The 14,372-nt window shown below is 36.9% G+C and carries 12 protein-coding genes; 9 read left to right on the top strand and 3 right to left on the bottom strand.

The window, feature by feature from the left end; genetic code table 11:
• From BK579_RS21330 to BK579_RS21295, 7 genes are all read left to right on the top strand, one after another.
• Nucleotides 1-768: a thiazole synthase gene (locus BK579_RS21330; protein ID WP_078549038.1), complete on the top strand. Its 768-nt coding sequence runs from the start codon at nt 1-3 to the stop codon at nt 766-768.
• Nucleotides 765-1,784 carry a thiazole biosynthesis adenylyltransferase ThiF gene (locus BK579_RS21325; protein ID WP_078549036.1) on the top strand — a complete coding sequence of 340 codons (1,020 nt, stop codon included), beginning with the start codon at nt 765-767 and terminating at the stop codon, nt 1,782-1,784. The genes BK579_RS21330 and BK579_RS21325 overlap by 4 nt, the downstream gene beginning before the upstream one ends.
• Nucleotides 1,785-2,002: 218 nt before the next feature.
• Nucleotides 2,003-2,806 carry a bifunctional hydroxymethylpyrimidine kinase/phosphomethylpyrimidine kinase gene (gene thiD / locus BK579_RS21320; RefSeq protein WP_078549034.1) on the top strand — a complete coding sequence of 268 codons (804 nt, stop codon included), beginning with the start codon at nt 2,003-2,005 and terminating at the stop codon, nt 2,804-2,806.
• A complete protein-coding gene (thiE, locus tag BK579_RS21315; RefSeq protein ID WP_078549032.1) occupies nt 2,806-3,468 on the top strand; it encodes a thiamine phosphate synthase in 663 nt (220 codons plus the stop codon). Before thiD ends, thiE begins: the two co-directional genes overlap by 1 nt.
• 1,942 nt (nt 3,469-5,410) lie before the next feature.
• Nucleotides 5,411-7,168, top strand: a complete 1,758-nt coding sequence (locus BK579_RS21305; protein ID WP_078549029.1) for an ABC transporter ATP-binding protein — start codon at nt 5,411-5,413, stop codon at nt 7,166-7,168.
• On the top strand, nt 7,165-9,180 hold the full coding sequence (locus BK579_RS21300; RefSeq protein ID WP_078549027.1) for an ABC transporter ATP-binding protein: 2,016 nt from the start codon (nt 7,165-7,167) through the stop codon (nt 9,178-9,180). Before BK579_RS21305 ends, BK579_RS21300 begins: the two co-directional genes overlap by 4 nt.
• Nucleotides 9,181-9,633: 453 nt before the next feature.
• Nucleotides 9,634-10,896, top strand: a complete 1,263-nt coding sequence (locus BK579_RS21295) for a hemolysin family protein (RefSeq protein ID WP_078549025.1) — start codon at nt 9,634-9,636, stop codon at nt 10,894-10,896.
• A gap of 120 nt (nt 10,897-11,016) precedes the next feature.
• On the opposite strand, the gene BK579_RS21290 is transcribed toward BK579_RS21295, so the two are convergent.
• The 3 genes from BK579_RS21290 to BK579_RS21285 form a co-directional block, all read right to left on the bottom strand.
• Nucleotides 11,017-11,397, bottom strand: a complete 381-nt coding sequence (locus tag BK579_RS21290; protein WP_078549023.1) for a hypothetical protein — start codon at nt 11,395-11,397, stop codon at nt 11,017-11,019.
• Nucleotides 11,398-11,477: 80 nt separating this feature from the next.
• Nucleotides 11,478-11,621 (bottom strand): hypothetical protein, encoded by a 144-nt coding sequence (locus tag BK579_RS25860; RefSeq protein WP_169891021.1) that lies wholly within the window; start codon nt 11,619-11,621, stop codon nt 11,478-11,480.
• 155 nt (nt 11,622-11,776) lie between these two features.
• Nucleotides 11,777-11,989: an alpha/beta-type small acid-soluble spore protein gene (locus tag BK579_RS21285; protein ID WP_078549022.1), complete on the bottom strand. Its 213-nt coding sequence runs from the start codon at nt 11,987-11,989 to the stop codon at nt 11,777-11,779.
• 592 nt (nt 11,990-12,581) lie between these two features.
• On the opposite strand from BK579_RS21285, the gene BK579_RS21280 reads away from it, so the two are divergent.
• Nucleotides 12,582-12,824, top strand: a complete 243-nt coding sequence (locus tag BK579_RS21280; RefSeq protein ID WP_078550751.1) for a hypothetical protein — start codon at nt 12,582-12,584, stop codon at nt 12,822-12,824.
• Between the two features lie 373 nt (nt 12,825-13,197).
• A complete protein-coding gene (locus BK579_RS21275; RefSeq protein ID WP_078549020.1) occupies nt 13,198-14,367 on the top strand; it encodes a M20 family metallopeptidase in 1,170 nt (389 codons plus the stop codon).
• Nucleotides 14,368-14,372: the final 5 nt, after the last annotated feature.

Genomic DNA, 14,372 nt, shown 5'->3' with positions numbered 1-14,372 from the left:
ATGTTAAAAATCGGACATTATGAATTTTCATCAAGATTATTATTAGGAACAGGAAAGTATCCTAACTTTGATATTCAGAAGGAAGCTGTTGCAGTTTCAGAGGCTGAAATCTTAACGTTTGCAGTGAGAAGAATGAATATATTTGAAGAAAGTCAACCTAACTTTTTGGAAAAACTAGATTTAGACAGATATACCTTATTACCAAATACAGCTGGAGCAAAAACAGCTGAGGAAGCAGTTCGAATTGCAAAATTAGCAAAGGCTTCAGGACTTTGTGATATGATTAAGGTGGAAGTGATCGGTTGTCAAAAAACATTATTACCAGATCCAATAGAAACATTAAAGGCATCAGAAGAATTATTAAAAGAAGGCTTTATTGTTTTACCATATACATCAGATGATGTTCTTCTTGCCAGAAGACTTGAAGAGTTAGGATGTCACGCAATCATGCCTGGAGCTTCTCCAATTGGCTCCGGTCAAGGGATTATAAATCCATTAAATTTAAGTTTTATTATCGAACAATCAAGTGTTCCAGTCATTGTAGATGCTGGTGTTGGTACACCTTCTGATGCAGCTATTGCAATGGAATTAGGTGCGGATGGTGTTTTATTAAATACAGCTGTTTCTGGTGCAGCCGATCCAGTGAAAATGGCTAAAGCTATGAAATTGGCGATCGAAGCAGGTCGTTTAGGATTTGAAGCAGGTCGAATTCCAAAGAAGCGTTATGCAACAGCAAGTAGCCCAATGGAAGGAATGAGCATTAGTTGAGTGAACGTTATTCCAGACAGGAGTTGTTTTCTCCAATCGGAGTAGAAGGTCAGAAAAAAATCAGAGAAAGTCATGTTCTAATTATTGGGGCTGGTGCATTAGGTACAGGCAGCGCCGAAGGCCTTGTCCGAGCGGGAATTGGTAAAATTACAATTGTTGATCGAGATTATGTAGAGTGGAGTAATCTTCAAAGACAAAACCTTTATAATGAAGAAGATGCAACAGAAAGGCTACCAAAAGCAATAGCGGCTGAAAAACGCCTAAAGCATATTAATTCAGACGTAAATATTAGCTCTTTTGTCATGGATGTATCTATTGAGGAAATCGAAGAATTAACAGCAAATGTTGACTTAATTATGGATGCAACAGATAACTTTGATACAAGAATGCTCATTAATGATGCCTCACAAAAATACAATATACCTTGGATTTATGGTGCTTGCGTGGGGAGTTATGGCATAAGCTATACAATTATTCCGGGACAAACTCCGTGTCTTAACTGCTTGTTAGAAACTGTCCCTATGGGCGGACTAACTTGTGATACTGCAGGAATTATCTCCCCAGCAGTAGGTATGGTTGTAGCCTATCAGGTGACAGAAGCCTTGAAGCTACTAGTAGGTGACTATGAATCTTTACGAAAAAAACTAGTATCCTTTGATTTATGGAGGAATCAACATACAGCCATAAATGTTGATAAAATCAAAAAGAAGACATGCTTATCTTGTGGAGAGAATCCAACATTTCCGTTTTTGTCATATACTAATGTAACAAAGACGGCCGTATTATGTGGTAGAGATACTGTTCAAATTCGTCCACCGCAAAAACTACAACGAGATTTAATAGCCCTCGAGAAGATTCTTTCTGCTCAAGGTGGTAAAATAGAAAAAAATCCTTATCTATTATCTTTTGCAATAGGTTCTCATCGATTAGTCATCTTTCAAGATGGACGTGTTCTTGTTCATGGAACGAAAAATATTTCAGAAGCCAAGACGTTATATCATAGATACATTGGATAAATGAACCGATGAGAATAACGTTTTTTAGATAAGGGAAAAAGTTGAATCCGCAACACTCCTGTGTAAAAGACCTATATAAGTTTCTCATCTTTAAAATGAAGTGAGGATTTTGGTCTGTACCTCAGGAGGGGAGCGGATTTTAGCGAATCTAACAATAAAGTGTAATGGACAAATAATACTATAGGATATGTTTCAACACCAGTGGGAGGTTTTTTGTTATGGTCGTAAAAGCTTTGACAATCGCAGGATCAGACAGTGGGGGAGGTGCAGGAATTCAAGCAGATTTAAAAACATTCCAGGAATTACAGGTCTTTGGAATGTCAGCAATCACTGCAGTGACTGCACAAAACACGCTTGGAGTACAAGGCGTATACCCCTTACCAATAGAAGCGGTAGTACAACAAATTAAATCAATTGCTGAGGACCTCCATCCTAATGCAATTAAGACTGGTATGCTTTTTAGTAGTGAGTTAATCGAAGCTGTATCAGCTCAAATTAAGGAATTCAATTTACAAAATCTTGTGGTCGATCCAGTCATGGTTGCCAAGGGAGGAGCACCGTTGTTACAAGAAGAAGCTGTAGGTGCACTTAAAACCCATCTTATCCCACTCGCTCATGTAATCACTCCAAATATTCCAGAGGCAGAAGTTATCGTTGGCTTTCCAATAGAGTCTCTTGATGACCGAAAACGTGCGGCAGAAGTAATCTATCAACTAGGTGCTAAGAATGTTGTAATTAAAGGTGGGCATGGTCAAGGGCATGAGGTAACAGATCTTTTATATGATGGCAATCAGTTTGAGTTGTTTACAGCTGCTCGTACAGAAACAAAGCATACTCATGGAACGGGTTGTACTTTTGCAGCTGCAATAACAGCTGAATTAGCAAAAGGTAATTCTGTCAAAGATGCAGTAGTCGTTGCAAAAGCATTTATTCAAGCTGCCATTGAAGATACATTAGGCATTGGTGCTGGTCATGGACCAACCAACCATTGGGCATATCGTAATCGAGGTGAGAAAGAATAATGGAATCGCTAAAAAAGACTTTAAAACTATACTTTGTAATGGGGAGCCCGAACTGTGATCGTGACCCAAGAGAAGTATTAAGAGAAGCAATTGCTGGTGGAGTTACTCTTTTTCAATTTCGTGAAAAAGGTAAAGGTGCATTAGAAGGCTTAGAGAAAAAGCAGCTTGCACAAGATTTGCAACAAATATGTCAAGAAAATAATGTGCCTTTTATTGTGAATGATGATGTTGATTTAGCAATTGAGATTGGTGCAGATGGGGTTCATATTGGACAAGAAGATGAGCCAGTGTCGGAGGTTAGAGCAAAAATAGGCAAATTGATTCTTGGTGTATCAGCTCATGATTTAGAAGAAGCATTGTATGCAATCGAAAAAGGTGCAGATTATATTGGTGTTGGGCCAATGTATGAAACAAAAACAAAAGAAGATGCAAGAGATGTTATGGGGCCGAACATGATAAAGGAAATGCGTGAGGCTGGGTTAGTTCTTCCTATTGTAGGTATCGGGGGGATTGGAACAGGGTTAATTAGGCCTGTGATTGAAGCTGGAGCAGATGGTGTGGCTGTTGTTTCTGCTATAAGTAAGAGTGTTGATTCTAAGTCAGCGGCAGAGGTTTTGTCGGTGGAATTAACTACTCCAGATTTGAATGTAGAATCTATTTAAATAATAAGCTCTTGGCTAAACAGATAATAAATAGTTGAGTAAGTGCAATACGCTTGCGGTTCACGCCCTTTCAGCTGGCAGAGCGGTGAGGCGGCCTTCTCGCCGTAGATTCTCCTGTGGGGTCTAGCATAGATTACTTTCTTGGTATTTCTTATGTGTTCGGGCAGCTTTTGATCTATTGGGGTCCAAGCTGTCCGAACTTGCTCCGACTTCGGACAGCTTTTGATCTATTGGTCCCTAAGCTGTCCGAACTTACCTTGACTTCGGACAGCTTTTGATTTATTGGGGTCCAAGCTGTCCGAACCTGCTCCGACTTCAGACAGCTTTTGATCTATTGGGGTCCAAGCTGTCCGAACCTGCTCCGACTTCAGACAGCTTTTGATCTATTGGTCCCTAAGCTGTCCGAACTTACCTTGACTTCGGACAGCTTTTGATTTATTGGGGTCCGAGCTGTCCGAACTTACCTTGACTTCGGACAGCTTTTGATTTATAGGGGTCCAAGCTGTCCGAACTTACCTTGACTTCGGACAGCTTTTGATCTTTTGGGGTCCAAGCTGTCCGAACCTGCTCCAACTTCGACAGCTTTTGATCTTTTGGTCCCATAGCTGTCCGAACCTGATCTGACTTCAGACAGGTTTTGATCTTTTGGTCCCATAGCTGTCCGAACTTGCTCCGACTTCGGACAGCTTTTGATTTATTGGGGTCCAAGCTGTCCGAACCTGCTCCGACTTCGACAGCTTTTGATCTTTTGGTCCCATAGCTGTCCGAACTTGCTCCGACTTCAGACAGGTTTTGATCTATTGGTCCCTAAGCTGTCCGAACTTACCTTGACTTCGGACAGCTTTTGATTTATTGGGGTCCAAGCTGTCCGAACCTGCTCCGACTTCAGACAGCTTTTGATCTATTGGTCCCTAAGCTGTCCGAACTTACCTTGACTTCGGACAGCTTTTGATTTATTGGGGTCCAAGCTGTCCGAACCTGCTCCGACTTCGGACAGCTTTTGATTTATTGGGGTCCAAGCTGTCCGAACTTACCTTGACTTCGGACAGCTTTTGATTTATTGGGGTCCAAGCTGTCCGAACTTACCTTGACTTCGGACAGCTTTTGAACTTTTGGGGTCCAAGCTGTCCGAACTTACCTTGACTTCGGACAGCTTTTGATCTTTTGGGGTCCAAGCTGTCCGAACCTGCTCCGACTTCAGACAGCTTTTGATCTTTTGGTCCCATAGCTGTCCGAACCTGCTCTGACTTCAGACAGGTTTTGATCTTTTGGTCCCATAGCTGTCCGAACCTGATCTGACTTCAGACAGGTTTTGATCTTTTGGTCCCATAGCTGTCCGAACTTGCTCCGACTTCAGACAGGTTTTGATCTTTTGGTCCCCAAGCCGTCCGAACTTACCATGACTTTTCGGATAACTTTTGCACCTTTCCAGATAGTAGGAGCAATCAAACTCTCTATTTACTATAATTAGTCAAATTTGTCGAAAAAGTAGTAATTGACAAAATTATGAATACGGTGATAAGCTAACAAAGGAATAAATACTATAAATTGGAAAAGGAGGGATTCGAAATGAAAATTTCACATGATGTTTGCAATCAAGTTAATAACAATTTCGTGACCCTTCTTTTTATAATAGGATAAAAATGTTCAATTTCTTTTATCTTTATATAAAATAAGCACAGGTCACGAGTTTCTAAGTCGTGATGTGTGCTTTTATTAATGGACGATAAAGTGAGCTTTAGACTCATTTGTCTCAATTTCAGGCATATCGCAACAAAGCGTTATGCTTCTTTTTGTTGGTTGAATTTTCCATTTGGAAGTTAACAATATAAATCTATTTAAGGAGGAACTTTAAATGAATGTAGTTGTAGCAATTGGAATGATGTATGCAGGAGATCTTGAGGGTGGCTAGTGATAGGGACAATGAGGGGAGATTACAACAATGTTATCAGTATTAGTAAAATTAGCCTGGTTCTTTAAACGATATTGGAAAAGATATACAGTTGCAGTTGGGTTATTAATTTTTGTAGGGATTCTTGAGATTATCCCACCTAAATTAATTGGTGTGGCGATTGATGAAATTCGAGCAGGAAGCTTAACAAAAGAGAAAATTCTACACTATCTTTTGTTTTTAACTGGATTAACAATTGTTATTTATGGGATTACCTATACATGGATGTATAAACTATTTGGCGGTGCGTTTTTAGTAGAACGAATTCTACGTGGTAGATTCATGAAGCACTTATTAAAAATGACACCACCATTTTATGAAAAAAATCGAACTGGAGACTTAATGGCTCGTGCGACGAATGATTTAAAGGCAATCTCGCAAACAGCAGGATTTGGGATTTTGACCCTTATTGATTCAAGTATCTTTATGATTACTATTTTATTTACAATGGGATTTTTGATAAGTTGGAAACTTACTTTTGCAGCGTTAATTCCACTTCCCATCATGGCCATTGTTATGCAGATATATGGTAAAAAAATCCACCAACGCTTCATGAAGGCTCAAGATGCCTTTGGGGATATGAATGATCAAGTGTTAGAGTCAATTGCCGGAGTCCGAGTAGTCCGAGCGTATGTTCAAGAAAAGGCCGATCAAGCACGTTTTCACCGACTAACTGAAGACGTGTATGAAAAGAATGTATTAGTTGCAAAAATAGATGCATTATTTGAGCCCACAATGAAGTTACTGGTAGGTATAAGTTATTTAATTGGACTTGGTTATGGAGCCTATCTTGTTTTTCATAATACAATCACACTCGGAGAACTTGTATCATTCAATGTATATTTAGGGATGATGATATGGCCAATGTTTGCGATTGGTGAGTTGATTAATATCATGCAACGTGGAAATGCATCACTTGATCGAGTGAATGAGACTCTTTCTTATAAGCCTGATGTGACCAATCACGATGAAATTATTCCAGTTGATACTCCGGGTGAACTCTCGTTTTCACATGTTACCTTTCAGTACCCGACTTCGACTGTGACAAACCTAAGAGATGTTTCTTTTAAAATTAGTAAGGGGCAAACACTTGGTGTGGTTGGGAAAACCGGTAGTGGTAAAACAACCCTGGTGAAACAACTGCTCAGAGAATACCCATTGGGTAGTGGGCAGATCTCGATTTCTAATGTTCCAATTGGGAAGATTAGGATTGAAGAAATACAAGGATGGGTCGGTTATGTCCCACAGGATCATGTTTTATTTTCTAGATCGGTTAGAGAAAATATCTTGTTTGGTGTCAAAGATGCAACTGAACAGGATCTTGAAAAAGCGATAAAGCTAGCTGCTTTTACAAAAGATATCACGATGTTATCAGATGGATTGAACACGCTTATTGGGGAAAAAGGTGTTTCATTATCTGGTGGTCAGAAACAGCGTATCTCAATCGCCAGAGCACTAGCCGTTAATCCGGAAATTTTAATTTTAGATGACTCTCTTTCAGCTGTAGATGCGAAGACAGAAGCTGCCATCATTGAGAATATTCGTACTGAACGAGCTGGAAAAACGACCATTATCACAACTCATCGACTTTCAGCAGTAGAACATGCTGATTTGATTTTGGTATTAGATGATGGAAAGGTTATAGAAGAAGGAACACATGAACAACTCTTAGCTTTGAATGGTTGGTATAAGGAACAATATGACCGCCAACAAGTGAAGGAAAAGCAAGAAAGTGGGGTGTCTGCATGAAACCTGGAAAACGACTCTTCAGATATGCCCTAATTTTTAAGAAAACGATTATTTTTGCTTTAGTAATGTTATCTATTGCAGTTGCAGCTGAATTAACGGGCCCTTTTATCGCCAAAAAGATGATTGATGAGCATATTTTAGGAATAGAGAACCCTTGGTTTGAGTCTAACGAAGGAACCGATGCTGTCTTATACAACGGAAAATGGTATAAGAGATCAGACCATTTTGGTGAAAACGAAGAAAAAGGTCAAGAAGTTCGAGTGTTACAGGTAAGTAGATCTTATTATTTTGTCAACAATGAAATTTCCTTTGATGGTGAAAGATCAATCCAAGGAGAGCTATTAACGATTTCAAGAAATGGTAAGAGTGAGACCTACAATGCCGAAAAACTATCATCTACAGAACTATTTAACTTTTACAAGCCAGAAATTCCAAAATTAATAAATCTAATTATTATTTATTTTGTTTTATTAGTAGTTGCTTCAATCTTCACATTCGGTCAAAGATACTTTTTACAGACTTCAGCCAACCGAATCATTCAAAAAATGCGTGAAGATGTATTTGGGCAAATTCAACGTTTACCTATCAATTATTTCGATCATCTACCTGCTGGGAAGATAGTGTCAAGGGTAACGAATGATACCGAAGCGATCCGTGATTTATATGTGACTGTCTTAGCCAATTTCTTTACAAGTATCATATATATTACCGGAATCTTTATAGCCTTGTTCTTGTTAGAACCGACATTAGCGCTTATTTGTATGGTAATAGTACCTATCCTCGTTATATGGATTAAGGTGTATCGTAAATTCGCGTCAAAGTACAACCATATGATACGTTCTCGTTTAAGTGATATAAATGGAACGATTAATGAATCTATACAAGGTATGTCAATTATTCAAGCATTTCGCCGACAAGAAGTTGCAAAGAATGAATTTGAAGCACTTAATGATGAGCACTTCACCTATCAGAATAAATTATTGAAATTAAATGCCCTAACCTCTCATAACTTAGTAGGGGTGTTGAGGAATATCTCATTCGTAGCACTGATTTGGTATTTCGGTGCGGGCTCACTGGGATTAGACAGTGTGATTTCTTTAGGTGTTTTATATGCTTTCGTTGATTACTTAAATCGATTATTCCAACCTATAACGGGAATGGTTAATCAGTTGGCTATTTTAGAACAGTCATTAGTTGCGTCAGAGCGTGTGTTTGAGTTACTAGATTTAGATGGAGTGGATGTTAGTACAGAAGAAATTCCACGCTACAAAGGTCATGTTAATTTTGAGCATGTGAATTTTGGCTATAAGGAAAATGAGTATGTTTTAAAGGACATTCACTTTGAAGCAAAGCAAGGAGAAACCATTGCCTTGGTCGGCCATACAGGCTCCGGGAAAAGCTCAATTATGAATTTGTTGTTCCGTTTCTATGACATTAAGGAAGGTAAAATCACTATAGACGGAATGAATATTAACGATATACCTAAACAAGTATTGAGAAAGCATATGGGAATTGTTCTTCAAGATCCATATTTATTTACTGGTACGATTGCAAGTAATGTAAGTCTTGATGATCCAGCTATTAGTCGTGAAAAGGTCGACAAGGCTTTGAATGATATAGGAGCAGATCAGTTACTGAAAAACCTTTCAAAAGGATATGATGAACCTGTCATTGAAAAAGGAAGTACTCTTTCTTCCGGACAGCGCCAGCTAATCTCATTTGCACGTGCATTAGCCTTTGATCCAGCTATTTTAATTCTAGATGAAGCAACAGCAAGCATAGATACTGAGACAGAAGCAATTATTCAAAATGCACTTGAGATTTTGAAAAAAGGGAGAACTACCTTTATTATTGCCCATCGATTATCTACGATTAAAAATGCAGATCAGATTCTTGTGCTGGATCGTGGAGAAATCGTTGAAAAAGGAAGTCATTATGAATTAATGAACAAAAAAGGGAAGTATTATCAAATGTATGAATTACAGCAAGGAAAAGCATCTGATATTGCCTAAAAACGTTCAAAATATCGAAACAAATTATCCTTATTTAAGCTAATTGATATCTTAAATGTATGCTACCTTATGAATAAGAATCTTTTTAGGAGGAGAGACATGGAGGAGCTTTCTGTCACATTAAATATCGCTTCGGTCATCATCTTAACACTTTTCATAGGGTATAATTTATTTGAATCTTGATGGGATGTAAATGCTTAAAGTGCCATGCTAGAAGTCCTTAGATCAAGGGATATATAATCTTTTGATCAGGGAAGTATGGGACTTTCCTTTTTGAGAAATAAAAGTTGTATCTGCGTTAGAATTGGAAATTATATTTATTTTAATTTAGATTACTTTCTGATATGATTAAGTTTAGCATATTTTTCTCAAATTAAAAGAAAGAAAAAAGTATGTTTATGATAAAGTATAATAAAATAATGGGTAGTAGAAATTTTAGGAGTGTGAACATTCTTGGGCGATTTGCCGCTGAGTACGATTTCTTTGTTAGTTTTTTTAATTTTTTTATCCGCTTTTTTTTCAGCAACAGAAACAGCTTTTTCAAGTGTAAACCGTATTAGACTTAAAAATTACAGTGATGAAAATCGACGCGGTAGTAAAAAAGCGTTATATATCACTGAAAACTTTGATAAAGCACTTTCAACCATACTGGTTGGTAATAATATTGTTAACATTGCAGCAGCCTCTATTTCAGCACAGGTCGCTACAGAGCTCTTCGGTGGAAATACTGGTCTTATTATAAGTACTGTGGTGATGACAATTTTAATATTAATCTTTGGTGAGGTTTTACCAAAATCATTTGCTAAAGAAAATGCAGAGACATTTACTCTACAGATTTCAGGAATTTTATTTTTCTTAATGAAAATTTTAACGCCTGTCACATATTTGTTTGTTTTGCTAAAAACAGCAGCCTCAAAGCTCATTAAAAGCAAAGATGCTTCACCTTCAGTAACCGAGGAAGAGCTCAAGGTAATGATTGACTTAAGTGAAGAAGAAGGTGTCATCGACAACCAAGAAAAAGAATTAGTCCATCGTTCATTGGACTTTAATGATATATTAGTTGGTGAAATACTAACTCCAAGAATAGACATGGTGGCAGTAGAAGTATCTCAACCCATTGAGGAAATTAGAGATATGTTCTTAGAAGAGCGATATTCAAGAGTACCTGTATATGAAGATAATATTGATAACATCATTGGAATTTTGTCTGAACGAGAATTTCTAAGTTCTCTGGTTCAACAAAATGAAATCGTGATAAGGGATTTAATACGAGATCCAATTTTTGTTGTAAGGTCGATGAAAATTTCAACCCTTCTTCCTGAATTACAAAAAAACAAAACCCACATGGCCATTGTTATTGATGAATTTGGTGGTACCTCCGGTTTGATTACTCTTGAAGACATGCTTGAGGAAATTGTCGGTGAAATTTGGGATGAGCATGATGAAAAAATTAAAACATACACAAAAATAGATGATTCGAATTATGAATTTAATGCAGAGCTTCCACTTGATGAGTTTGTTAAGCTTATTGACATTGAGGAGCCAGAAAGCACTTATTATACGTTAGGTGGTTGGGTATCAGAATCACTTGAAAGAATTCCAGTGGTTGGAGAGCATTTTGATTATGAAAATGTGACATTAACCATCCTTGAGGTAGAGAGTCGAAGAATAAGGAAAATAGGAGTTCGGATTAACGAGCCTGTAATAGAAGATTAAAAAATAGAGGAGCCCAAAGGCTCCTCTATTTTTAATGTACGGCTCTTTTCTGAAAAAGATGTTGATCTATTACCTTTTACCAAAAGTCAAAGGTAGATAGTTAAACTTTTCCGAAAAAGTTTAATGTAATAACTCATTAATATTATTTGAAAGTCTTAGCGGTTTATTTGTTTTTAGATTATGCTCATACGAATAATATTGAAACAAGTTTTCTACTTTGTTTCGTATCAATAGCTCTAGGATGTATTCCCCAGCATGGCCCTTTGTTTCAAGGTGGAAATGAACATCTCCAATTAACAGTTCATAAGAATTCAATTTAATTCCTAACATAGACTTTTCCTTAAAGCTTGTATCCGGATGTGTTGCTACAAATGCCGCTAGTTCTTCAACGGAGAAGGTAGGTTGTTGTATAAGTGTATTAATTTTTTCAGATATTTCGTTCGTTGTTATTCCAACTACTTCACGAGTCTTTGCTAAAAGTGACTGAAAAAAATTTTCCATTATCTGACCCTCCTTAGATTTCGAGTCCTTTTTATCATCTCCAAAACATCTGTTAAGTAGAGGGCCAATTTTAGGGATTACTAATCATGCTTTATTGAATCTAACTCTGCCTGCTTTGCTTGTTCTAGATAATAAATTTGCGGAAAACGTATGTGGACAATATATTCATGAAAGAGGGTATATGAAACAAAGGTGAGCAGCTTCCAGTCAATGGCATCAAACAATCAAAAAACCCCTTTCTGCTTCTATATTCTGTATTCATCTTACTTTACTATATGGGGTAAGTTGTTTGTCTGATACTGATTAAATGAAATAGTATTTTAAACAAGGAAAGGGTCCCAAGTTGTCTTGGGACCCGAGCCATTATATTAAGTTTTTATTATTGACCGTTGAAGCCGCTCATTGATTGTTGAGCCATTGATACTAAACGCTTAGTGATTTCTCCTCCAACTGAACCGTTAGCACGAGAAGTAGTATCTGCACCTAAGTTTACACCGAATTCAGATGCGATCTCATATTTCATTTGATCGATAGCTTGCTGAGCTCCTTGAACTAGTAATTGGTTGCTGTTTCCACTGTTGTTGTTTGCCATGTTCTTTCAGCTCCTCATAAAAGTTTTTTGGTTGGGTTTACTGGTATCGCACCAGTTATGGATGTAATCCATTGCCACTTGGCGAACCCAATGTTTTGTGTCGGTGTTTTCTGTGTTACGTTTATTAGAATGTGTAATTTATTTTTTTTTATTCATTTTTTTTAATTTTTTTTCAAAAGTTTTTTTCGATGTAAATTCCGTTTTAATGAATCTCGGATATAAAGCAGTTGTGTTTGAAATCTTGTTTGTTTATTTAACTTATTGCCTTGCTGCGCTGTGTTCAGTAAATATTATGGCGTGATTTACTAAATCTTATCCGTTTAATTTATTGGTAAATGGTTCCATCTATTAAGCATACATACTGTTCGAATGTCTTCTTAAAATAATAATGTAATTATAAAAAGCTGTTTTCGTAAACTTTGTTGCTATTAAAGGTCTTCTATAATCACTATGAACTTGGTCGAGTGGCATCTTTTCTTCTTAATTGATAACCATAATATCAAGTGAAATAGTGTATCCTACCTAATAAAAGGTCAATTAGCAGCAATCCTTTAGAAAAGAGCCTTATAAAAAAAGAAGGATGGGATTTATGATGTCCATGTGTCCTCTATGTAATGGATTTGAAACTGCCCACTATAATTGTGAGTCTTGTGGAAGTGAATTGAATGATGGTGGAAGAATGATTGATTATTTTGATGATTATAGCGCATATATGGAAATTGACGGTATGAAGCAAATCGATGGATATAAGAAAACACTAAGTGAACATCTATGTGCACATTTGTTTTATTGTGATAACTGTTCAAGAACAGATGTTAAGTTTATACAAGAATAAAACACAACAAAAGGCACCCCAATTCAGAGTAGTTCTTTCACTGATACTCTGGATGGTGCTATAAATATTTAAGCAGCAATTTAGATATTTCTTATTAAATAATGATGAAAGCAGATTGTAGTATATACACTAGGCTATCCTTATTTAATGGGTAACAAATAAATAGGCTTGAAATGCAAATGATGATCTTATATAGAGGATTCTATAAGATCGTGCGAGATGATTCTTAGAAATTCGGAAGACTAGAGGAACAATGATTAGTTTAAAAAATTTATGGAAAAGGTCTTGTTAGAAATTTTATTTTCGCTTAAGATGTATTTTTATACATTATTATTCGAAATTCAGTCGGAATAAATCAAAGGAGTCAATTTATATGGAAGATATATTAAAAAAACATCTTGACGTAGTTCAAGTTAAATTGTGGGAAATGAGTGATTATTTATATCATCATCCAGAATTAGGAGATCAGGAATATCAATCAATGGACCTTTTAGTCCAATTCCTTGAAGCTCATAATTTTAAAATTGAAAAGGGGATTGTTGACAGACCTACCGCTTTTAAAGCGATTTTTGATAGTGGCAAAAAAGGACCTACCATCGCGTATTTATCCGAATATGATGCTTTACCTGGTGTAGGGCATGGTTGTGGACATAATATGATAGGAACGATGAGTGCAGGTGCAGCAGTAATTTTAAGTAAAGTTTTAAATGAGATTGGTGGAAGAGTAATTGTCCTTGGTACACCCGCAGAAGAAACAAACGGAGGTAAAGTTCCAATGGCTGAACAAGGAATTTTTGACGACATCGACGCAGCCATGATTTTACATCCTGCTGATCAATCTTATGAAAGCGGAGAATCTCTTGCTATAGATGCAATTCAATTTGATTTTAAGGGAAGAAGTAGCCACGCTGCAGCATCTCCAGAAAAAGGTATAAATGCTCTTGATGGGGTCATCCAACTATTTAACGGTATTAATGCTTTACGTGAACACCTTACTTCAGATGTGAGAATCCATGGAATTATTAAAGAAGGTGGACTTGCGGCAAACATTGTTCCAGATAAAGCAGTGGCTCAATTCTATATTCGTGCAAAAAGCCGGATCTATTTAGAAGAAGTTGTTCAAAAGGTGAAACAGATTGCCAAGGGAGCATCATTAATGACTGGAGCAGAACTTAGCATTCATAACTATGAGTTAAGCTACGACAATATGATTACCAATCAAACATTATCAAACCTATTTACTAAAAACCTCCTAACCACTGATGTCGTAGAAGTCAATAAAGCGAAAGAGACATATGGCTCCATTGATATGGGAAATGTTAGTCATGTAGTACCTGCAATTCATCCTTATATTGGTTTAGATTCACCAGGACTCATCGCTCATACACAGGAATTTGCAGATTTAACAATCTCTGATAATTCTCATAGGATTCTTTCAAGTGGTACCTTGGCCCTTGCACTTACGGGCTATGATTTAATAACAAATAAAGAAGAATTTGAAAAAATGAAAAATGAATTTAATCTGAAAACACAAGTGCATTAAATGAA

Origin of the sequence: Litchfieldia alkalitelluris (genome assembly GCF_002019645.1) — a bacterium.
In the GTDB taxonomy this organism is placed as follows: domain Bacteria; phylum Bacillota; class Bacilli; order Bacillales; family Bacillaceae_L; genus Litchfieldia; species Litchfieldia alkalitelluris.
Note: the sequence above shows the minus strand (reverse complement) of the source record. Positions and strands in the feature narration are given on the sequence as shown.